This window comes from Marinimicrobium koreense, assembly GCF_003762925.1.
In the GTDB taxonomy this organism is placed as follows: Bacteria; Pseudomonadota; Gammaproteobacteria; order Pseudomonadales; family Cellvibrionaceae; genus Marinimicrobium; species Marinimicrobium koreense.
In genome coordinates this window covers 2,473,609-2,493,372 of sequence record NZ_RJUK01000001.1, presented here as the reverse complement: position 1 = coordinate 2,493,372, position 19,764 = coordinate 2,473,609, and the positions used below count along the sequence as shown (strand labels likewise).

Sequence of the window (19,764 nt, the reverse complement as noted above, 5' to 3'; positions counted from 1 at the left end):
ATGACAGCCCAAGCCCGCTTACTCGACAAGTTGTGCCAAAGCCTGCCAGAGGGGCGGCTCGAATGGATCGGCCTGCGCAGTAAGCGGCGAGGCGACATCCACGTGGTGGACAGCGCCCCGGCGGCAGAGGGGCTGGGCCTGGAAGGCGATCACCGCATGAGCAAAACCCCGGGCTCCTCCCGCCAGGTGACCCTGATAAGCCGCGAATTTATCGAGGCCATCGCTCGTCATACCGGCCACTCCGAGATCGACCCGGCGCTATTACGGCGCAACCTGGTGATCTCCGGAATGAACATGAACCTGCTGCGCCACCAGCGCCTACAGATTGGCGAAGCCGTACTGGAAACCACCGCCCTCTGTCACCCCTGTTCCCGAATGGACGAAGCCTTGGGCGCAGGGGGCGCTGCAGCGATGTTTGGCTATGGGGGGCTCTGTGCCCGGATTGTTCAAGGTGGCCAGATGGCAGTGGGGGATTCTGTGGTGCGACTGCCAGGGTTGGACAGTGGCGCTCGCTGATGTCCACCTTAAAAGGTGCCACCAAAGCCAAACTATCATAAAAAATGTTTAGTAAACCACTCCCTTGTGACGTCATCGGCTGGGAGCAGTGTCTCCAGTCGGATATCGTCAATTACCGGGTCAGAGCTCATGCCGACCGTTGCGATCAGGGAAAACAGGCTCAATACCGCGTCCTCGACTTGAAACTGTATGCTAAGTACGGGAAGCGGGTTTTCGGAGCTGGGTTGGCTGATCGCCTCTGCAACGCCACTAATGTCTCGAAGCTCATTCAGTAGCTCATGAGCCTCCTGGTCATGTGGACGCCTCGCAACTTCCAGCTCAAGTAGTCGGTACAAGGCTCTCGCTGTTTGTTCCCAGTTGATGGTGCGGGAGCGCAATGCTCCGGGCATCATTACCTCACGCAGTAAATTGGGGGTCCCGGTGCTGCCGAGCATTGCAAAAAATTGCAGAGCCGGTTCATTTGCTTTCTGAAGATTCCAAATGCGATCCACCGCCATGGCGGGATAGGGCGCATGGCTCTGAAGAACATGATCAATTGATGCGCCGACAGCCTCTCTAGCTTCTTGACTCCAACGACGTTGAGACGAGCGTGCAGCGAAGCCTGCTGAAAGGAGCATTGCATCGATTTCAGCTGCCGGCATATCTAGCGCATCCCCCAGTTGGCCAATGGCAGAGAGGCTCGGTTTCGAGCGTCCGGTTTCCAGGAAGCTGATGTGCCGTTGTGACATTCCCGATTTTAAGGAGAGCTCAAGCTGGCTCAGTCGCCGCCGTGTGCGCCAAGTCTTCAGGAAACCCGAAAAGGGGGTATCTGTCGTTCTCAGGATTGAGGTCATTCCTTAAGTTATCAATTGATTAGTTTTCTGTCTATTACTTCCAAGGTAATTGCCGTCATTGACTTCCAGTGGAAAACTGGATCTAAGTCGTGATTACCATAGGAGATGATTTGACATGAAAGCCAGCAGCACAGCTCGGATATTTTTGGCGCTAAACGCCACGTTTTCTTTGGCTATAGGGGGCGACCTATTGGTGGCCTCTGGCTCTGTTTCGGAAATGATATTTTCAGGGCAGCACAGTTGGCTACCGCTTGCGTTGCGTATATTGGGTGCTGGATTGTTGATGTTTGCATGTGTTCTCTTTCTGATGGCATCCAACCGTTTTATTACAAAAATGCAGGTTCTGGTGATCACCATGATGGATGTTGGCTGGGTGATCGCTAGTGCTGGGCTACTTTTTATGATCCCTGAGTTTTTTACAGACACTGGACAGTCTCTGGTTAGTGTCGTTGCCGCCGTTGTCGCAATTTTTGCAGTAGGCCAATACGTTGGCTCAGGAAGAATAATACCGACTAAGAGTCAGGTTTCAATGCGTTCAGAAAAAGGAAGGCTAATTGCCACGGTGAGGCGAGCAGTCAATGCACCAAGTCATAGGGTATGGGAAGTGATGACAGATCACCCGGGTTATGCGGACGTTGCGAGCAATCTTTCTAAAGTCGAGGTTCTATCGGGACATGGGGTCGGCATGGAGCGTCGATGCTATGGGCGCGCCGGCGAAAGTTGGCGAGAGACTTGTGATCTGTACGAGGATGGGAAAACTTATGCCTTCAATGTTCACACTGAAGAGAAGAGCTATCCATACCCCATTTCGGAGCTAAGAGGTCGTTGGTCTGTTAAAGAAGGTGATGCCGGTTCCGAGTTCAATATTGTTTTAGTGGCGAAACCCAAAGGAAACTTTATCAAGCGGTGGCTTTTTGTCCTTGCGGCTAAAAGGCAGTTTTCCGGGGTTTTGATCGATTTGGCAGACGCTTGGTCGTCCAGAATGGAGCATGAAGCGAAAACGTGACGTCCCAGGCCAACGCTTAAGAAAGGTAGTGGGGGAGTACGGCGACCAAAGGGAGCTTGCTGTGGCGAACATTCTTGATTTGTTGTGGCTTACTCTCCCTATAATGTACGGGAACTCCGTACGTTTGAGGTGAGCCATATGGACTTTGTTAGTGTAAACAGGTTCAGAGACAACCTAAAAGCCTTTGTAGAACAAGCAGCTAGCAATCATACGCCGCTGAAAGTGACTCGGCGCTCCGGTGAGGCATTCGTGGTAATGAGCGCCGACGAGTGGGAGCGGGAGCAAGAAACCCTGTATGTGCTTCAGAACAGCAGCCTGATGCGCCAATTGGCAGAGTCTGCCGCTACCCATACCCAAGGCACTGGATATACCCCCAAGGAAGAGGAAATCAATGAGATCACTCGTCTTTGAAGGCAGTGCCTGGGCTACCTATGAGCAGCTCCGGGAGAAGGACAAAAAGCTACATGAAGCTCTTTACCAGTTACTGAAAAAAGCGCTCCGCGCCGACCCGGCAGCGGGCGGGGAAAGCCTGAGCAATTAAAGCACAGCCTTTCCGGACTCTGGTCCCGGCTAATTTCTCAGAAAGATCGTGTGATTTACAAGTTTGACGATCACTACGTGTATATCTTTGCCATTGGGGGCCATTACGACCAAAAGCCATAACGACGGGCGTCCCACCGCCGCTTGATCTTATAAACCGATTCGTAACCGCTTAGTTTATCCGCTGACATCCTTGGATTTTCCCGTCAGGCCGCCAGATTTTTCTTAAACTGGCTTTTGACTGGAGCTCCAAACTTCTCCTACTATTTTAGCGCAACTGGTAGAAACTTGAGCTTATAGGTCGTCCAAAGACACCGATACTGCTTGATTCTTATCTTTTAGACGCTCATCGAGAAGCTTAGCTAGCTCATAATCCTCAGTCATACTCATCATAGCTTCGTAGGTCTCCGTAGGGATCAGGTAGGCCACCGGCTTGTTATGGTTCAGAACGACGATTGCTGAACCACTAGACTGAGAAAGCAGCGCGGACGGACTCTTCTTTAATTCTGAGATGCTTACGGAAAAATCATAAAAAATATGACGAATAAATCACCAAAAGAAGACCAGTAATCAACACATGTTATTGGCCACAATTTGTCGTTTTCCTACCGCCTTACCTACATAACTTTGCGCACACGGGAGCGATTTTACGAGCGTCCCGCCGCCTGGGACAGTGTAACTCTGCGCGTTGTAAAGCATATACTTATATGCTGACAGAAGTATTGACGACCACACTAAACTCGATATCTCCTTTATCACCGTCAAACTCAGATAGTCGGTAGTTATTATCGGATAGCTCAACTACTTTTATCCAATTCCAGCCCGCACTGGAAATGGTGATCTGGTGGTCGAACTTTTGTTTTCCTAACGTTAGCACTCCTCGAATATTTGCCGGGTTGGAAAAATAAACTAGAATTAGCGGTTCGTTGTCTATTGTATTAATAAATCCACCGCCACCTATGTCATCGCGGTACGGCGAAAATGCGTGAAAAGTGCCTAGCCTCAATAGCTTTGTGTCGGCTGGAACAACATTTAAACCCGACTGTCTAATAGTAGCCGACTTCGCATCAATATCGCTGGGAAGGACGAGTTTAAAGGTATGGCTATTTCTGACTTCAGCAACATACAATATATCATCTGTGGGGTTTCCAAAGATTGCTCCAGGAATCGACGGGAAAATCAACGCTAATTCCGATTCAGGTTTGTAGCCCTCGAGTCGTTTGAAATTGTAGGAGTAGAAGCCATACTTCATTTCACGGGAAAAGGCGAAAGACTCAGTCGGACTATCGACCGTGGCACAAGACTGCAGGAACGCTAAAACCAAAATGAATGCTAGACGGTATTTCATAGTGTTTCCTATAGCCTCATAACTCCTTGCATGAAGGGCATGTTAGAAGTGTGGACCTGAACCACTTGCGGTGGTATATGGTACGTATTGTTATTGCTTTGCATTATCAGTTGTCCCCATTGGATTCTTACCCTGTACTACTATTCGAAAGAACGCATATATTGCCGCTGCAACCAGAGCGTGCGTGATATCGAAAGTATAAGGGTCACCCAGCCAAATGCTGTACACCTCAATGGCTAGTAGTGCCCAAAAGGGCAAAGTAACTATAAATACTAGCAGCCTAACATTACCTTTTACCTGATCTGCATTTTCCATGTTTTAGCCCTCCTTACCTGGGCAACCAATATCAATATGCCCCGCTGCCTTGGGTTGTTAAGTTGGGAAAATTACGACCAAAGCAACGCCAAACATCATGTACATTCCCGCTATAAACAATAGTAATGCTAAAATCCCTACCGTCCAGCCGAAGGAATTGGTAATTCCGTTTATACGATTGTACTGCTCAGGGCGAAGGGTGCACCGCATATACGATTGTGCAATCAGGCTTACCTTCAATAGTATGAAACCAACTATAGAGCCGAATAGTATTTGCCATGAAAGACTTATATAAGTCTTTAATTCAGGTCCGATCTCTTGGGCGAACCTAAGCAGTGATGATACCGACAATGTTAGTGCACCACCTGCAATCAAGAACACCGCATTCGCTAGAGAGTCTACTCTGCCTCTAATCTCTTTCCATTCATCGTGATCCAGTTCTGCCATACTTTTCCTCTTAGCGCCCGGCTTCATTTGCGCCGCTTTGCGGCGTCAAATGGAAGCGTTTTTTATGCGTCATTTTCTGGTTTGTAGTGTACTTTGCAAGAATGGTATATCGATTTATCAATGACTTTTCCATCGGATTTTCTGAACTCCATAGTGGCAGAGGTGTTGAACAGTAAGTCACCAGGGCTAGTAATATGGAGCTCAAAACGTGACTTCGAAGGATCTGGTAGGAGTTCAGCACAAACAACGCAATCTTTTCCGTATATTATATTTGACCACATCTGAGCCTTCTTTAGCGCTTTCTCCAGAACGACTTGGTCATACTTGTAGGAATTTTCTCCGCCACACAACGACATAGGAAAATTAGCTCCGATTCCTGCACACCCTGTAGCTACAATCGCTAGAAGACCTACGAATACTTGGCATATTTTTATCGCATAGCGGTGGGAGCTTGCGAGTGTTCGGCAGCCGGAGACTGTGTAGTGCTGCGCTTCGTTATGCATTTTCGATCTTATCGCCCAGTTGCTTTGTAAAGTCCCAATGATCTCCTGTGTCGAAAGCAACAACCCAGGCGGCTTCAACAGTGTAAGGAAGATTACCATTGCTTCTTGGCGAAAACGTAACGTTTATCTTCATAAGCTCAATAGATATGTCGCCAGCTATAGAGCCTCTCGAATACTTTATTGAGCCGCCTTGATCTTTTTTCTTCTCAAATCCCAAGGACGACATTACCTCTTCCACACGATAATCGGATTTAGGCTTTGGCACTTCGTTCTTGTATTTTGGGAAAAGTGCAAATATCGGTTTTTCTTGTCCAAGATTCCGGTGAGGCAGCACCTTATATAGAATGGTAGTGGCTGCCAGGACAGCGACTACAGTTATAACTATTTCCATAATCTCAGACTCCAAATTTTTGCATAGCGCCGCGTAGACCGGTGCAAGCTTGCGAGCATCCGGCGGCCGACAGGCCGCGTAGTGATGCGCCTGCGCGTCAAGGATATTGATGAGGCAGCGGTTCAGAAGGCAATGCGGTGCGCAGCCCGTTTTCCCGGTTTGGGGCGTAGGCAAAAATCCGAGTAGCGGCATCCTATGGGTGCCCTACGGGATTACAAACTCCGACCTTCTAATTGCTTGGCTTTCTGAACTTCAGCACCATCCGGCTGGCTTCGCCGATGGACAGGTACTTTTCTTTGTCTTTTGCATCTCCCATCAAGGAGGGAGGTAAGGACCAGATTCCTTGCGGATGATCGGCAGTATCCTTCGGGTTTAGCAGCAGGTCGTTTTTGCCTTCAAAGCTGAATCCGGCTTCTTCAGCCAACGTTAACCATAGTTGCTCGGGGACATAACCTGATTTCCCCCAATCCGCATCCTGCAAGTCATCCGGTAGGCGTGGCGCCACAACTCCCAATACTCCGCCGGGTTTGAGCGCCTGATAAAAGTTGGCCAAGGCGTGATTCATTGATTTCTCGCCTTCAAATACATAAAGCTGGTTGCGAACGGAGAGCACCACATCAGCGCTCGCTGGCGGCGCAATAGCGATATCGGCCAGTGGGGCAAACTCGGTGAGTATCACATTGTCGTAAACCGGGTGCGACTCAAGTTTGTCCTGGTATTCACTCCGGGCTTTCTGCATATATTCGGCGTCCAGAAGACTGAACTTGTCAGAGAAGTGGGAAGCGTAGAGTTTTCCTTCTTTCGCCAATAATGGCGCCAGGATCTCGGTATACCAGCCAGAGCCCGGCCACACTTCAACGACAGTACTTTGCGGCGTAACTTCAAAGAAACTCAGTACCTGTTCGGGCTTGCGCGCTGAATCTCGTGCTTTGTTCTCTTCCGTGCGAACCTCATGTCGCAAAGCTTGGGTGATATTGTCAGTGTCGGCAAAGCTGGTGTGGCTTGCCAGAAGAAACAGGCTTGCGCAAAGTAGTTTGATGCAGGGTAGCTTGATCAGCATGGCCAGATCCTTTTGTGGTGTATATTCATTATTGAGAGTGAATGAAAATGCACTTTCACCCGTTTTTTATTGCCTGATGCCCTCAGGTAAGGTGTGTCTGTATTCAGCCGGAAGACTGCTGTCTTGGGCAACGTTATATCATGCTTCAGACGGCGAGTTACGTCTTGTTTATACTGTATCGCTATAAGGCGCGAGGATAATATTCTGGAGTGCTCTTTTTGATGGATGTGGTGGCACCGCGTGGGTGCCCTACAATCCTTGGCTGCGCAGATACTCTTCATAGGAGCCGTGGAAGTCCACCAGTCCATCCGGCTTCATATCGATAATCCGGGTAGCCAGTGAAGACACAAATTCCCGATCATGGCTGACAAAAATCAGCGTTCCGGGGTAGTTCTCCAGCGCCAGGTTCAGTGCCTCGATGGATTCCATGTCTAAGTGGTTGGTGGGTTCGTCCATCAGCATGACGTTGGGGTTGAGCAGGGTCAGTTTGCCGAACAGCATCCGGCCCTGTTCACCACCGGAAATCACCTTTACCGATTTTTTCACGTCGTCGTTGGAAAACAGCATGCGCCCCAGGGCGCCGCGTACCACCTGTTCATCACCGGTGGTCCACTGCTGCATCCATTCAAACAGTGTTGCCTCGTAGGCAAAATCATCGGAGTGGTCCTGTGCCACATAGCCGACGTCGGCCTGCTCGGCCCACTTGATGGTGCCCGAGTCGGCGGATACGTCTCCGTACAGGCAGCGCAGCAAGGTGGTTTTACCCGCGCCGTTGGGGCCGATGATCGCGACTTTTTCTCCCGCTTCAATGCTCAGGCTCAGATCTTCGAACAGTGTCTTGTCAAAAGCCTTGTTGGCTTTCTCCATGACCACTGCCAGACGGTGCAGCTTCTTGTCCTGAGAGAAGCGGATAAAGGGGCTGACCCGGCTCGAGGGTGGAATGTCTTCCAGTTTGATCTTTTCCAGTTGCTTGGCCCGGGAGGTGGCCTGCTTGGCTTTGGAGGCGTTGGCGGAAAAGCGGCTTACGAAGGACTGCAGATCGGCGATCTGGGTTTTCTTCTTGGCGTTTTCGTTGTGCAGCCGTTCGCGGGCGGCGGTGGAGGCGATCATGTAGTCGTCGTAGTTGCCCGGGTAAATGCGCAGCTCGCCGAAATCCAGGTCGGCCATATGGGTGCAGACACTGTTCAGGAAATGCCGGTCGTGGGAAATGATGATAATGGTGCTGTTGCGCTGGGTCAGAATGCCTTCCAGCCAGCGGATGGTGTTGATGTCCAGGTTGTTGGTGGGCTCATCCAGCAGCAACACGTCCGGGTCGGAGAACAGTGCCTGGGCGAGCAGCACCCGCAGCTTCCAGCCGGGGGCGATGGCGCTCATGGGGCCGGTGTGTTGTTCTTCCGGAATTTCCAGGCCCAGCAGCAGTTCGCCGGCGCGGGCTTCGGCGGTGTAGCCGTCCAGCTCGGCAAACTGTACTTCCAGTTCCGCCACCTTCATGCCGTCGTCTTCGCTCATTTCCGGCAGGCTGTAGATACGGTCGCGCTCGGCTTTCACCTTCCACAGTTCGGTGTGGCCCATGATCACGGTATCCAGCACCGTGTATTCCTCAAAGGCGAACTGGTCCTGGCGCAGCATGCCCATGCGCACGTTTGGCTCCAGCATCACCTGGCCGCCGGAGGGTTCCAGGTCGCGGCCCAGAATTTTCATGAAGGTGGATTTGCCGCAGCCGTTGGCGCCGATCAGGCCGTAGCGGTTGCCGTTGTTGAATTTGACCGAGACGTTCTCGAACAGGGGCTTGGCCCCGAACTGCATCGTAATATTGGCGGTAGAGATCACAAAGGGGTCCAACTGGGAGGTGTGGGCGCCGCAAGCGCGGTAGGGAAGGGCGCAAAAGGGGCGCAGTCTACCGGATACGGGCGCCCAGCCCAAGCGGATTTGCCGGGGCGGGGCGCCAGGCTGGCGGAATCAGGCGCTGGCCTGAATGGCGGTCAGGGCGATGGTGTACACAATGTCGTCCACCGAGGCCCCCCGGGACAGGTCGTTCACCGGTTTGCGCAGGCCCTGGAGCATGGGGCCGATACTTACCAGGTTGGCGCTGCGTTGTACCGCCTTGTAGGTGGTGTTGCCGGTGTTGAGGTCGGGAAAAATGAACACATTGGCCTTGCCCGCCACCGGGCTGTCCGGGGCTTTGCTTTTGGCCACCGAGGGGACGCTGGCGGCGTCGTACTGCAGAGGGCCGTCGATCACCAAGTCCGGGCGCTTTTCCTGAGCGAGGCGGGTGGCCTCGCGCACTTTTTCCACGTCGCTGCCGGAGCCGGATTTGCCGGTGGAATAACTGATCATGGCGATGCGCGGCTCAATACCGAAGGCGATGGCTGAATCACCGGACTGGATGGCGATATCGGCCAGCTCTTCGGCGTTGGGGTCCGGGTTGACGGCGCAGTCGCCGTAAATGACCGGCTGATCCGGCAACAGCATGAAAAAGATGGAGGACACCAGCGCCGCGTCGGGTTTGGTTTTGATCAACTGCAACGCGGGGCGGATGGTGTTCGCCGTGGTGTGCACCGCACCGGAGACCAGGCCGTCGACATCGCCCTGGGCGAGCATCATGGTGGCCAGCACCACGGTATCTTCCAGCATGGCCTCGGCCATGGGCTCGGTCAGCCCCTTGTGTTTGCGCAGGGTCACCATGGGTGCCACGTAATGGCGGTACACGGTTTCGGGGTCGATGATCTCGATATCCTCGGGCAGCACCACGTTGTAGCTGGCCGCCACGCGGTGTACTTCATCCGTTTTGCCGAGCAGTACGCAGCGGGCGATGCCTTTCTGATGACAGAGGGCGGCGGCCTGAACCGTGCGCGGCTCGTCGCCCTCCGGGAGCACAATGCGCTTGGGGTTGGCGCGGGCACGCTGCACCAGTTGATAGCGGAAGGCCGGAGGGGACAGTCGCTTTTCCAGCCGGACATGGGTCCGCTCAATCAGCCAGCGGGCATCCAGGTCGGCGGCGGTGCTGTCCATCACATTGTTTATGCGTTCGATATCGTCCGGCGGTACTTCGGTGTTCATGCTGTTCAGTTGTTGCGCCACCTTGAAGGTGTTGCCGCCCACCAGCAGTACTGGCAGGCCGGTTTTCAGGGCGGCCTGACACAGCGCCATGACGTTCGGGTCGGGATGCAGGCTGCCGGTAAGCAGAATGCCCGCCAGTGGCACCCCGTTCAGGGCGGCCATGCAGCTGGCCACCAGAATGTCTTCCCGGTCCCCCGGAATCACCACCAGGGTGCCGGCCTTGAGGGTCTGCAGCATGTTTTTCATGGTGCGCGCGCAGACGGTGATGTTCTGTACCCGACGTTCGAGCAGTTGCCCTTCGTTGATGATCTCGGCATTGAGGTAATCACACACATCCCGGGTGCGGGGCGCCACCAGGTGGGGTTGCCAGCGAATCGCACCCAGGCAACGGAAGTGCTGCTGGGAGAACACCGGAAGCGAGGCGATGATGCGCTCCAGTCCGATGTTCTCCGGCTCTTCGCTGGTAGGTTCCTCGGTGGCCACCACCTGTTGGTACTCCAGGTCCGGCGCACCCACCTTGTTCAGGACGCAGCCGAGTAACCGGGGATTGTTGAAGCCGCCGAACAGGCTGGCCGCCATTTTGATGCGCTCGTTCAGTTGTGCGGTGCTGTCGGCGTTTTTGGCGGCCACCAGAATGATATCGGCATCCAGCGCCTTGGCCATGTCCTGGTTCAGTCGATCGATGTAGTTGTTGTCCGCCAGCGGCACCAGGCCTTCCACAATCACCACTTCGGCGTCGCCCGCGGATTGCTGATATACCTGAATGACGTCTTCCATAAACGCATCGGCATCGCCCTGGGCGAGCTTTTGTTGGGCATCGCTCAGGCGCAGCGGCTCGGCTGGCTTGAGGCCCAGTGTGGCCTGGGCCATATGGGTGGAGCGCTCGGGCCCGCGATCGTTACCGGAGCGCTGGGCAATGGGTTTGCAGAAGGCGACTTTGACGCCGAGCTGATCCAGCGCCCGAACCAGGCCCAGGGACACGGAGGTCAGGCCGGTACCGACGCCAGTGGCGGTAATGAAAAAGGTGTGTTGCACAGCGGTTACTCCACGCCTGATGACGGATGAGTGAGTTGAAAAGCATCGTTGGCGATCATCCACTCTTCGCGGGTGGGAATGACCACCGCGGTGGTGGTGCCCGGGGCATTGATCCGCCCCCGGTCGTCGCCGTGCTGGTTGTTAAGGGCGGTATCACATTCAAAGCCGAACAGGGGCAGGCGTTTCAGTACCTGCTCGCGCACCGGGGCGGCGTTCTCGCCAATACCCCCGGTAAAGACCAGCGCATCCAATCTTGGCAGGCTCGCGGCGAGCGCACCGATCTGCCGCGCCAACCGGAAACAGAACACCTCAATGGCCCGCTGGGCATCGCCGTTGCCGGACTGGGCCGCTTCAGTGAGAGTGCGCATATCGTTGGACAGGGCCGACAGGCCCAGCAGCCCGCTTTCCCGGTTGAGCATGGCGGTGATCTCCGCCAGTGTCAGCCCCAGCTTTTCGGCCAGAAATTCATGCAGGCCCGGGTCCACATCCCCGCTACGGGTGCCCATCACCAGCCCTTCGAGCGGGGTCATGCCCATGGTGGTGTCTACCGACCGACCATTGTGGATGGCGGCGGCGCTGCAGCCATTGCCCAGGTGGGCGGTAATCAGGCCGTGATCCTGCGGGTCGAGTTCCAGGCGGTGAACCGCTTCGCCCGCTACGTATTGATGGCTGGTGCCGTGAAAGCCGTAGCGGCGCACGCGCTGCTCCCGGTACAGGCGAATGGGGATGGCGTAGAGATAGGCTTCGGGCGCAAGGCTCTGGTGAAAGGCGGTATCGAACACCGCCACCTGGGGAACCGACGGGTAGAGTCGCTGCATGGCCCGGATACCCAGCAGGTTGGCCGGGTTGTGCAGTGGCGCAAGGCTGGCGCAACCCTCGATCCCCTCAATGACCGCCTCATCAATGACCACCGAGCCAGAAAACGCTTCGCCGCCGTGAACCACCCGGTGACCGATGGCGACCAGGGTGCCGACGTCATCCAGCAGCGAATGCACCTCGCGCAAGGCACCGTCATGGCCCTGGTCCGGAATCGCCCGGTGCTGTTTGGCGCCCTCGCCTTGCCAGCTCATCAGCGCCTCCGGTGATCCCAACCGCTCGGCCAGACCGGCGAGGACTTCGCGGCCCGTGTGCATATCAAACACCGAGAATTTTAGCGATGAACTGCCTGAATTGATCACCAGAACGGGACTGCGAACCATGAACGACTCCGTGACTGTGGCTATTGCCACAGTGTAGCGGGTGAGAACGGGGAAGGGGAGTCGGCCAATAGGGGTAGGGCGAGGTCTATACTCAGGTTCGAGGGGCAAGGCGCTGCCGCCCGACACTTCATGACAACCTCAAAAAGGGCAAGACCATGATGTGGATTGTTACCAAATACCTGCTCACCGCCGCCGTGGTGGTGCTGGTCACCGAAGCCGCCAAGCGCAGTGATCGCCTGGGCGGCCTGCTCGCCGCCCTGCCCATGGTGACGGTGCTGGCCCTGATCTGGCTCTACATCGAAAACCAGCCCCAGGAGAAAATCGCCAACCATGCCTGGTACACCTTCTGGTACGTGGTGCCAACGCTGCCGATGTTTCTCGCGTTCCCATTCATGCTGCCAAAGCTGGGGTTCTGGCCGACCCTGGGAGTCAGTGTGGTGATTACGCTGGTCAGTTTTATTGGCTTTGCCTTGTTGGTTCGCCGTTTTGGAGTCGAGCTCTGGTGACTTTGACGTTGTGGCACGGGCATGCGTCGGACCGATCCACCCGACACGACATCGACGCATCGTAGGGTGGATAAGGCCCCGAAGGGGCTGTCATCCACCGAAAACTCATAAAGCAGATTCGATATATTTTGGCTATCAAATCAATATTGCCAATAGCTATCATGCCCATTTATATATAGAATTTCTATTAAAAGATATTTTTTAATAGCATAAGCCTCGTATTAGGTTTTCCCTTAAATCCACTCAACGAGGAACTTTGCATGTCTCGCTATATTGAATCCGACCTGAAACCCTTCAGTGCCCATGCTTACCACAACGGTGAGTTCGTAAAAGTCACTGACGAAGATGCGAAGGGTAAGTGGGCCGTATTCTTCTTTTACCCCGCCGACTTCACTTTTGTATGCCCCACCGAGCTGGGCGACCTGGCGGACAACTACGCTGAATTCCAGAAGCTGGGTGTCGAGATCTACTCGGTGTCCACCGATACCCACTTCACCCACAAGGCGTGGCACGACTCCTCCGAAACCATCGGCAAGCTCCAGTTTCCGATGATCGCCGACCCGACCGGTCAGATCAGCCGCAACTTCAACGTGCTGATTGAAGAGGAAGGCATCGCCGATCGCGGTACCTTTGTGGTCGACCCTCAGGGCAAGATCCAGATCGTGGAGATCACGGCGGGTGGTATCGGCCGCGATGCGTCCGAGCTGCTGCGCAAGATCAAAGCCGCCCAGTACATCGCCGCTCACCCGGGCGAAGTCTGCCCCGCCAAGTGGAAAGAAGGTGAGGAGACACTGGCTCCGTCACTGGACCTGGTCGGCAAGATTTAATCCCGACCCGTTCATTGCTTAATCACGCCTTAGGCCCATCTTCGGATGGGCCCTTTTTTAACGAATCCGTTAGACCGAATTTTTTAAGGACACACCGATGTTGGATGCAACGCTGAAACAGCAACTGGACACCTACTTGCAGAAGATCGTCAATCCGATCGAGATTCGTGTGTCCGGTAATGAAACCCCCAAGTCTTCCGAGCTGGAGAGTCTGGCGAGTGAAATCGCCGAGCTGTCCGCCAAAATTGAACAGAAACCCGGTAACGGCAAGCGCCGTCCGGCCATGGCGATTGCCCCCGCCGGTGAAGAACCCCGCGTCAGCTTCGCGGGTATTCCCATGGGGCACGAATTCACTTCGCTGGTACTGGCGCTGCTTCAGGCGGGCGGTCATCCGTCCAAGGCCGACCCGGAGGTGTTGGAGCAGGTGCGTCAGTTGGAAGGCGAATTCCATTTTGAAACCTACATTTCCCTGTCCTGCCAGAACTGCCCGGATGTGGTTCAGGCCCTGAACCTGATGGCGACCCTGAATCCGAATATCACCCACGAGATGATCGACGGTGGTCTGTTTCAACAGGAAGTGGAAGAGCGCCAAGTGATGGCGGTGCCCGCCGTTTATCTGAACGGCGAACACTTTGGTCAGGGCCGCATGACCCTGGAAGAGATCGTCAATAAGCTGGACACCGGTGCGGCCGACCGGAAGGCCGCCGCGCTGAGTGAGCGAGATCCCTATGATGTATTGATTGTCGGTGGTGGCCCCGCCGGTGCCGCCGCGGCCGTATACGCCGCGCGCAAGGGCGTGCGCACCGCCCTGTTGGCCGAGCGTTTTGGTGGCCAGGTGATGGATACCATGGGCATTGAAAACTTTATCTCGGTGCCTTATACCGAGGGCCCAAAACTGTCCGCCGGATTGGAGCAGCACGTCAAGGAATACGGCGTGGACATCATCACCGAACAGCGTGCGGCGAGCATCGCCCGGCACAAGATGATTGACCTGGAACTGGAAAGCGGCGCGACTCTGTCGAGCAAATCCGTGGTGTTGGCCACCGGTGCCCGTTGGCGCGAGCTGGGCGTGCCCGGCGAAGCCAAGTACCGCAACAAGGGCGTCGCTTACTGCCCGCACTGTGATGGCCCCTTCTTTAAAGGCAAGCATGTCGGGGTGATTGGCGGCGGTAACTCCGGTGTCGAGGCGGCGATTGATCTCGCAGGCATTGTCGAGCATGTGACTGTGTTCGAATATGCCGACACGCTCAAGGCGGATGACGTGTTGCAGCGCAAGGCGCGATCCATGCCGAATGTGACCATCATCACCAGCGCCCAGACCACCGAGATCAATGGCGATGGCAACAAGGTCAACGGCATCACCTACACCGATCGCCTGACCGGCGCGAGCCAGACCATTGAGTTGGCCGGGGTGTTTGTCCAGATTGGCCTGGTGCCCAATACTGAATGGCTCAAGGGCAGCGACCTGGCGTTGAACCGCTTTGGTGAAATCGAGATCGACGCCCGCGGTGCGACTTCCATGCCCGGCGTGTTTGCCGCGGGGGATGCCACCACCGTGCCCTACAAGCAGATCGTGATTTCCATGGGTGCCGGTGCGACGGCGGCGTTGAGTGCCTTTGATCATCTGATCCGCAGCTCGGTGGAAGATGAAGATGATGCGGCGGCAACGGCGAAGGCCGAAGTGGTGACGGCGTAGGTTTACATGCGGTAACGGCGGATGCGCCTTCGGCTTATCCGCCCTACGGGTACCTCGGAGCCAGGCGTAGGGCGGATAAGGCCAAAGGCCGCATCCGCCGTCACCCAACGCCTGCACCATCCCCCAACCACACCCACCTCCCCATAAGCTACACTGGGATCATTCATTTCACCTCGAAGGAGTGCCCCATGAAAACCATTGCGGTACGCAACCCCGCCACCCTCGAATCTCTGGAGCTTCAAAACCGCCCGAAGCCGGGTGAACCCGGTCCGGGGGAAATCCGCGTGCGTCTGCACGCCAGCTCCCTCAATTTTCATGACCTGAGCGTGGTCACCGGCATCATCCCCACCGAGGACAACCGTATCCCCATGTCCGACGGCGCGGGGGTGGTGGAGGCCGTGGGGCCGGAGGTCACCGAGTTCCAGCCGGGCGACCATGTGGTGTCCACCTTCTTCCCCCAATGGTTGTCGGGCCCACCCCGTATCGGTGATTTCTCCACTACCCCGGGTGACGGTATTGACGGCTATGCCCGGGAGTCGGTCGTGCGCCCGGTACACTATTTCACGCTGGCCCCGAAAGGCTACAGCCACGAAGAAGCGGCGACCCTCACCACCGCTGGCCATACGGCCTGGCGGGCTCTAGTCGTCGATGGTGGCCTGAAAGCGGGCTCGACGGTGCTCACCCTGGGCACCGGTGGGGTATCGATCTTTGCGGTGCAGATGGCCAAGGCAATGGGGGCGCAGGTGATTGCCACGTCGTCCTCCGATGCCAAGCTGGAAAAGCTCAAAGCCCTCGGTGCCGATCATGTGATCAACTACCAGAGCGATCCCGAGTGGGGCAAAACGGTGCGCAAGCTCACCGACGGTCACGGCGCCGACCACATCATTGAGGTGGGGGGGCCGGGAACCCTGCCGCAATCGATTAACGCGGTGGCGATTGGCGGACACATCGCATTGATCGGGGTGTTGACCGGCGTGGCGGGCGATATTCCGACCGCTCGGCTAATGGCAAAGCAGGCTCGAATTCAGGGGCTGATTGTCGGCAGTCGTGCGGATCAGCAAGCGATGGTGCGCGCACTGGAGGTGCTGAACCTAAAGCCGGTGATTGACCGATCGTTCGCCCTGGAGGATGTCGCTGACGCCTTTCGGTACGAAAAGTCGGGCCAGCATTTCGGCAAAATCTGCCTGTCGATTTAGGGGATCTGGAAACGCCAGGGGCCTTAGTAAACGCTTAGTGTTGGCCAGGCTGGTCAGTGGGCTGGTCTGGGGGTAGAATGCTGCTATGTTTAAAAAAGCGTCAACCCTTTCCAGTGGCCAGAGGCGCCGATGACCGATAATGCGACGGGGAGCGGCAACGCCCTGCTTGCCTCCCAGCCGATTTACAATCGCGCGAATGAAATCGCTGGCTTTGAGCTTTTATACCGGAATGATGCCGGGCAAAGCGTCTTCGATATCGGCGAAGACCAGGCGACAAGTGAACTGCTGTTCAACTATTGCACGGGCGTTTCGCAGCAGGTGGACCACTACCATCAGCCGGCCTTCATCAATGTTACCCGAGAGTTTCTCTGCTCCGGGGCCTCACTTCCGATAGACCCAAGCCGCGTCATCATAGAGCTTGTTGAGCGGCTCGAGCCAGATGCAGCCTTGGTGGAGGCGGTGGCCAGCTGGTATAGCAAGGGTTTTCGATTTGCTCTCGACGACTTCGAGTTCAAGCCTTCCTGGGCACCGCTGTTGCGTTACACCGATATCATCAAGGTGGACATCGACGCTACTTCTCTGGAGGATGCGATAAGGCACAGACAGGCGCTCGCCCGCTATCCACTGCGCTGGCTGGCTGAGAGGGTTGAGACAGGGGAGCAGCATCAACAGTATCTCAAGGCCGGGTTCGACCTTTTCCAGGGGTATTTCTTGGCCAAGCCTGGCGTGATCTATGGGAAAAAGCTCAGCCCAGCCGCATTGAACCTCGCTCGACTGATCGGGTTGCTGTTTTCCGAGGAACCGGACCTCGATGAAGTCACCAATGTTCTGGTGAATGACCCCGTGCTGTCGGTCAGCCTGATTCGTATCGTCAACAGCCCGCTTTACAAGAGCCAGCAACACATCAGCACGATGAAAGAGGTGGTGGTTCGTCTGGGAATCGTGGCAATTCGGCGCTGGGCGATTCTGATCTCGTCGCTTCAGGCGAGCTCGCCGGAGACCGCCCGGACGATACTGATCCGGGCACAAGCCTGTTCCGCGCTGGCGCCTCACTATAAAGCTGAGTCCATTGATATCAATCGGGCCTTTCTGGCAGGTCTGCTTTCTGGTGCCGATGTGATGCTGGAAGTCGACCTCGAGAGCTTTCTTGGGGAAATGGATCTGAGCACAGATATCAAGGACGCCGCGCTACATCGACGTGGAGCCTTGGGCGCAGTGGTCAGCAAAGTGGAGGAGGTCGAAAGGCGCCTGGCTCTCAAGTCTAACCCGATGAGTATCAACCGCACACTGCTCCAGATTTATGATGAAAGCGCCAGGAATGTACAAGCGCTGTTTAACGAAGTCGTTTAGTGTCACCAATCGTCCCGATGTCAAAGTTGCCGACACTGGGGAGACAGGGGGCGGACCCGTGCGTATACTTCAGTGACTTTAGCGTTAACTGAAGAGCAACTCGTTCGATTATGACCAGTGAAGGTGATCCGGAGAACAGTGTACTGCTGGCAGCCCAGCCCATTTATGATCGGGAGAGCCGGGTGGCCGGTATCGAGTTGCTGTACCGGAATGACGAGGGGCTCACCGCGTTCGATGTGGGAGAACGCCAGGCGACCAACGAAGTGCTCTTCAATTTCTGCACCGGCGTGAGCGATCAGATACAACGGTATCGCGCACCGGCCTTTATCAATGTTTCTCGCAGCTTTTTGTGCTCAGGTGCTTTTCTGCCCATTGACCCGGGTCGGGTCGTGGTGGAGCTGGTGGAGCGGATTGACCCGGACGCGGAGGTGATCGAAGCGGTGCGGCGTTGGCATCAGCGTGGCTTCAGTTTTGCGCTGGATGACTTTGAGTTCAAACCCGAATGGGAGCCGTTGTTGCGCATGACATCCATCATCAAGGTGGATGTTGAGAGAACCCCCTTTCATCAGGCCCTCACCTACCGCAAACAGTTATCCCACTACCCGGTGCGCTGGCTGGCCGAGCGAATTGAAACACCCGAAGATCATCAACGTTTCTATGCCGCTGGTTTCGATCTGTTTCAGGGCTACTTCTTTGCCCGCCCGAAAATCATTCACGGAAAGAAACTCAGCCCCGCCGCATTGAATGTCGCCCGCCTGATCGGACTTCTGTACGCACTTGAACCCGATATTGATCGTATCACCCAGGTATTGTCCGAAGATCCGATGCTGTCGGTGAGTCTGATCCGGATCGTCAACAGCCCCCTTTACAAAACCCGCCAGGAAGTCAGCTCGCTCAAAGAGGTGGTCATGCGCATGGGCATCCTGGCGATCCGTCGTTGGGTATTGCTGATTTCTTCCCTGCAGGGTGGCTCGCCGGAAAAGGTGCGGTTGATTCTGGTGCGTGCCCAGGCCTGCGCCGCTCTGGCCGAATACTACCGAGGCAAGCCGCTGGATTCCGGGCGGGCGTTCCTGGCCGGGTTGTTGTCCGGGGCGGATGTGATGCTGGGCGTTGATCTGCCGACGTTTCTGGATGCGCTGGATATTTCCAGTGATGTGAAAGCCGCCGCGTTGACCCGAGAAGGCGGTCTTGGAAAGGTGGTCGATGTCATAGAGCGGCTGGAGCGCCGCCTGGCGATGAAACAAGACCTGTCTACCGTCAACCGAACCCTGGTTCGGCTGTACGAACAGAGCGCACAGAACGTGCAGGCGCTGTTCAATCATGTTTGATCGGCACTCTGCGCGTCATTGAGTAGAGTGCAATGGGCTGTTGATCGTGTGGGGAGCTTGTCGTCCTTGGCCGTTAACAGGTAGACTCCATGCCATGAAGAGAAGCTCCCTGATCCTGTTTCTGATGTTGGTTGCTGTCGCGAACCTGGTGTTCGCTGCGGACTGGCATGAGTTGGTGATGGGAGATGCAACGGCATTGGAGCAGATCGCGGATGCGGATAGCGCCGTCGATGCCGATCACTCAGAACACTCTCACTCCGAGCATTCTCATCCCCCGGGTGGAAGCTGCGTTCACGCCCACAGCTGTCACGCCCACGCTCACCTGTTCTTTGTCGCCAATGGTGATTTTGGCTCCCTCCGACCGATCGGCCACCGCTGGCAGGCGGAGCACTTGCCCCTACCTCCGCAGTTCTTTATGGCACCTGATGTGCCACCTCCCATAGCCTGATTTGACACCTTAGTGATCAAGCGTCGACTTGTCGGCCCGGCGATTGGCCCGGCATGAGTCGGCCCGTGTCTATTTCTGAACCGTCAGGCAGGTAACACATGTTTCTCTCTCTATTCACCCTTCCGTCAAGGCGGAGGGGGCTATTTGGGCTTCTTGCGCT

21 protein-coding genes and 1 pseudogene are annotated in these 19,764 nt (G+C 55.7%); 12 read left to right on the top strand and 10 right to left on the bottom strand.

What is annotated here, in order from left to right; translation table 11 throughout:
- Window positions 1-516: an MOSC domain-containing protein gene (locus EDC38_RS10895; protein WP_123638534.1), complete on the top strand. Its 516-nt coding sequence runs from the start codon at window positions 1-3 to the stop codon at window positions 514-516.
- A gap of 35 nt (window positions 517-551) precedes the next feature.
- Here the strand turns inward: EDC38_RS10895 and EDC38_RS10890 are convergent, their stop codons facing one another.
- Window positions 552-1,349, bottom strand: a complete 798-nt coding sequence (locus EDC38_RS10890) for a helix-turn-helix domain-containing protein (RefSeq protein ID WP_123638533.1) — start codon at window positions 1,347-1,349, stop codon at window positions 552-554.
- Window positions 1,350-1,464: 115 nt separating this feature from the next.
- Between EDC38_RS10890 and EDC38_RS10885 the strand changes: the two genes are divergently transcribed.
- The 4 genes and pseudogenes from EDC38_RS10885 to EDC38_RS16530 form a co-directional block, all read left to right on the top strand.
- The gene (locus EDC38_RS10885; protein WP_123638532.1) at window positions 1,465-2,355 is read left to right on the top strand and encodes an SRPBCC family protein; all 891 of its coding nucleotides are present in this window, start codon (window positions 1,465-1,467) and stop codon (window positions 2,353-2,355) included.
- Window positions 2,356-2,493: 138 nt separating this feature from the next.
- The gene (locus EDC38_RS10880) at window positions 2,494-2,766 is read left to right on the top strand and encodes a type II toxin-antitoxin system Phd/YefM family antitoxin (protein ID WP_123638531.1); all 273 of its coding nucleotides are present in this window, start codon (window positions 2,494-2,496) and stop codon (window positions 2,764-2,766) included.
- Window positions 2,747-2,896 carry a hypothetical protein gene (locus EDC38_RS16535; protein WP_246004384.1) on the top strand — a complete coding sequence of 50 codons (150 nt, stop codon included), beginning with the start codon at window positions 2,747-2,749 and terminating at the stop codon, window positions 2,894-2,896. The genes EDC38_RS10880 and EDC38_RS16535 overlap by 20 nt, the downstream gene beginning before the upstream one ends.
- 11 nt (window positions 2,897-2,907) lie before the next feature.
- Window positions 2,908-3,018 (top strand): annotated as a pseudogene (locus EDC38_RS16530) (Txe/YoeB family addiction module toxin); the annotation flags it as partial.
- Between the two features lie 171 nt (window positions 3,019-3,189).
- On the opposite strand, the gene EDC38_RS10865 reads toward EDC38_RS16530, so the two are convergent.
- The 9 genes from EDC38_RS10865 to EDC38_RS10825 form a co-directional block, all read right to left on the bottom strand.
- Window positions 3,190-3,408: a type II toxin-antitoxin system Phd/YefM family antitoxin gene (locus EDC38_RS10865; protein ID WP_425462029.1), complete on the bottom strand. Its 219-nt coding sequence runs from the start codon at window positions 3,406-3,408 to the stop codon at window positions 3,190-3,192.
- 190 nt (window positions 3,409-3,598) lie between these two features.
- On the bottom strand, window positions 3,599-4,243 hold the full coding sequence (locus EDC38_RS10860) for a hypothetical protein (protein ID WP_123638530.1): 645 nt from the start codon (window positions 4,241-4,243) through the stop codon (window positions 3,599-3,601).
- Between the two features lie 90 nt (window positions 4,244-4,333).
- Entirely contained in the window at window positions 4,334-4,558 is a 225-nt protein-coding gene (locus EDC38_RS10855) for a hypothetical protein (RefSeq protein WP_123638529.1), read from the bottom strand.
- A gap of 57 nt (window positions 4,559-4,615) precedes the next feature.
- The gene (locus EDC38_RS10850) at window positions 4,616-5,005 is read right to left on the bottom strand and encodes a hypothetical protein (RefSeq protein WP_123638528.1); all 390 of its coding nucleotides are present in this window, start codon (window positions 5,003-5,005) and stop codon (window positions 4,616-4,618) included.
- 495 nt (window positions 5,006-5,500) lie between these two features.
- Window positions 5,501-5,899, bottom strand: coding sequence for a hypothetical protein (locus tag EDC38_RS10845; RefSeq protein ID WP_123638527.1), 399 nt, complete (start codon window positions 5,897-5,899; stop codon window positions 5,501-5,503).
- A gap of 229 nt (window positions 5,900-6,128) precedes the next feature.
- Window positions 6,129-6,959, bottom strand: coding sequence for a class I SAM-dependent methyltransferase (locus EDC38_RS10840; protein ID WP_123638526.1), 831 nt, complete (start codon window positions 6,957-6,959; stop codon window positions 6,129-6,131).
- 249 nt (window positions 6,960-7,208) lie between these two features.
- Window positions 7,209-8,789 carry an ABC-F family ATPase gene (locus tag EDC38_RS10835; protein ID WP_123638525.1) on the bottom strand — a complete coding sequence of 527 codons (1,581 nt, stop codon included), beginning with the start codon at window positions 8,787-8,789 and terminating at the stop codon, window positions 7,209-7,211.
- A gap of 129 nt (window positions 8,790-8,918) precedes the next feature.
- A complete protein-coding gene (pta, locus tag EDC38_RS10830) occupies window positions 8,919-11,054 on the bottom strand; it encodes a phosphate acetyltransferase (RefSeq protein WP_123638524.1) in 2,136 nt (711 codons plus the stop codon).
- Window positions 11,055-11,059: 5 nt separating this feature from the next.
- Window positions 11,060-12,253: an acetate/propionate family kinase gene (locus tag EDC38_RS10825; protein ID WP_123638523.1), complete on the bottom strand. Its 1,194-nt coding sequence runs from the start codon at window positions 12,251-12,253 to the stop codon at window positions 11,060-11,062.
- 155 nt (window positions 12,254-12,408) lie between these two features.
- Here EDC38_RS10825 and EDC38_RS10820 point away from each other — a divergent pair, with 155 nt between their 5' ends.
- The 7 genes from EDC38_RS10820 (at window position 12,409) to EDC38_RS10790 (ending at window position 19,604) form a co-directional block, all read left to right on the top strand.
- On the top strand, window positions 12,409-12,759 hold the full coding sequence (locus tag EDC38_RS10820; RefSeq protein ID WP_123638522.1) for a DUF3147 family protein: 351 nt from the start codon (window positions 12,409-12,411) through the stop codon (window positions 12,757-12,759).
- 260 nt (window positions 12,760-13,019) lie between these two features.
- Entirely contained in the window at window positions 13,020-13,586 is a 567-nt protein-coding gene (ahpC, locus tag EDC38_RS10815; protein ID WP_123638521.1) for an alkyl hydroperoxide reductase subunit C, read from the top strand.
- A 97-nt stretch (window positions 13,587-13,683) separates the two neighbouring features.
- Window positions 13,684-15,282, top strand: coding sequence for an alkyl hydroperoxide reductase subunit F (ahpF, locus tag EDC38_RS10810; RefSeq protein ID WP_123638520.1), 1,599 nt, complete (start codon window positions 13,684-13,686; stop codon window positions 15,280-15,282).
- Between the two features lie 188 nt (window positions 15,283-15,470).
- Window positions 15,471-16,478 carry a zinc-dependent alcohol dehydrogenase family protein gene (locus tag EDC38_RS10805; RefSeq protein WP_123638519.1) on the top strand — a complete coding sequence of 336 codons (1,008 nt, stop codon included), beginning with the start codon at window positions 15,471-15,473 and terminating at the stop codon, window positions 16,476-16,478.
- A gap of 129 nt (window positions 16,479-16,607) precedes the next feature.
- Window positions 16,608-17,828: an EAL and HDOD domain-containing protein gene (locus EDC38_RS10800; protein ID WP_123638518.1), complete on the top strand. Its 1,221-nt coding sequence runs from the start codon at window positions 16,608-16,610 to the stop codon at window positions 17,826-17,828.
- Between the two features lie 110 nt (window positions 17,829-17,938).
- Complete coding sequence (locus EDC38_RS10795) at window positions 17,939-19,156, top strand: EAL and HDOD domain-containing protein (protein WP_123638517.1); 1,218 nt, start codon at window positions 17,939-17,941, stop codon at window positions 19,154-19,156.
- 94 nt (window positions 19,157-19,250) lie between these two features.
- A complete protein-coding gene (locus tag EDC38_RS10790; protein ID WP_123638516.1) occupies window positions 19,251-19,604 on the top strand; it encodes a hypothetical protein in 354 nt (117 codons plus the stop codon).
- Window positions 19,605-19,764: the final 160 nt, after the last annotated feature.

Excerpts from the sequence above, each read along its gene's own strand:
- EDC38_RS10895 (WP_123638534.1), top strand. The coding sequence starts at position 1 with ATGACAGCCCAAGCCCGCTTACTCGACAAGTTGTGCCAAAGCCTGCCA.
- EDC38_RS10890 (WP_123638533.1), bottom strand. The coding sequence starts at position 1,349 with ATGACCTCAATCCTGAGAACGACAGATACCCCCTTTTCGGGTTTCCTG.
- EDC38_RS10885 (WP_123638532.1), top strand. The coding sequence starts at position 1,465 with ATGAAAGCCAGCAGCACAGCTCGGATATTTTTGGCGCTAAACGCCACG.
- EDC38_RS10880 (WP_123638531.1), top strand. The coding sequence starts at position 2,494 with ATGGACTTTGTTAGTGTAAACAGGTTCAGAGACAACCTAAAAGCCTTT.
- EDC38_RS16535 (WP_246004384.1), top strand. The coding sequence starts at position 2,747 with ATGAGATCACTCGTCTTTGAAGGCAGTGCCTGGGCTACCTATGAGCAG.
- EDC38_RS10860 (WP_123638530.1), bottom strand. The coding sequence starts at position 4,243 with ATGAAATACCGTCTAGCATTCATTTTGGTTTTAGCGTTCCTGCAGTCT.
- EDC38_RS10855 (WP_123638529.1), bottom strand. The coding sequence starts at position 4,558 with ATGGAAAATGCAGATCAGGTAAAAGGTAATGTTAGGCTGCTAGTATTT.
- EDC38_RS10850 (WP_123638528.1), bottom strand. The coding sequence starts at position 5,005 with ATGGCAGAACTGGATCACGATGAATGGAAAGAGATTAGAGGCAGAGTA.
- EDC38_RS10845 (WP_123638527.1), bottom strand. The coding sequence starts at position 5,899 with ATGGAAATAGTTATAACTGTAGTCGCTGTCCTGGCAGCCACTACCATT.
- EDC38_RS10840 (WP_123638526.1), bottom strand. The coding sequence starts at position 6,959 with ATGCTGATCAAGCTACCCTGCATCAAACTACTTTGCGCAAGCCTGTTT.
- EDC38_RS10825 (WP_123638523.1), bottom strand. The coding sequence starts at position 12,253 with ATGGTTCGCAGTCCCGTTCTGGTGATCAATTCAGGCAGTTCATCGCTA.
- EDC38_RS10820 (WP_123638522.1), top strand. The coding sequence starts at position 12,409 with ATGATGTGGATTGTTACCAAATACCTGCTCACCGCCGCCGTGGTGGTG.
- ahpC (WP_123638521.1), top strand. The coding sequence starts at position 13,020 with ATGTCTCGCTATATTGAATCCGACCTGAAACCCTTCAGTGCCCATGCT.
- ahpF (WP_123638520.1), top strand. The coding sequence starts at position 13,684 with ATGTTGGATGCAACGCTGAAACAGCAACTGGACACCTACTTGCAGAAG.
- EDC38_RS10805 (WP_123638519.1), top strand. The coding sequence starts at position 15,471 with ATGAAAACCATTGCGGTACGCAACCCCGCCACCCTCGAATCTCTGGAG.
- EDC38_RS10800 (WP_123638518.1), top strand. The coding sequence starts at position 16,608 with ATGACCGATAATGCGACGGGGAGCGGCAACGCCCTGCTTGCCTCCCAG.
- EDC38_RS10795 (WP_123638517.1), top strand. The coding sequence starts at position 17,939 with ATGACCAGTGAAGGTGATCCGGAGAACAGTGTACTGCTGGCAGCCCAG.
- EDC38_RS10790 (WP_123638516.1), top strand. The coding sequence starts at position 19,251 with ATGAAGAGAAGCTCCCTGATCCTGTTTCTGATGTTGGTTGCTGTCGCG.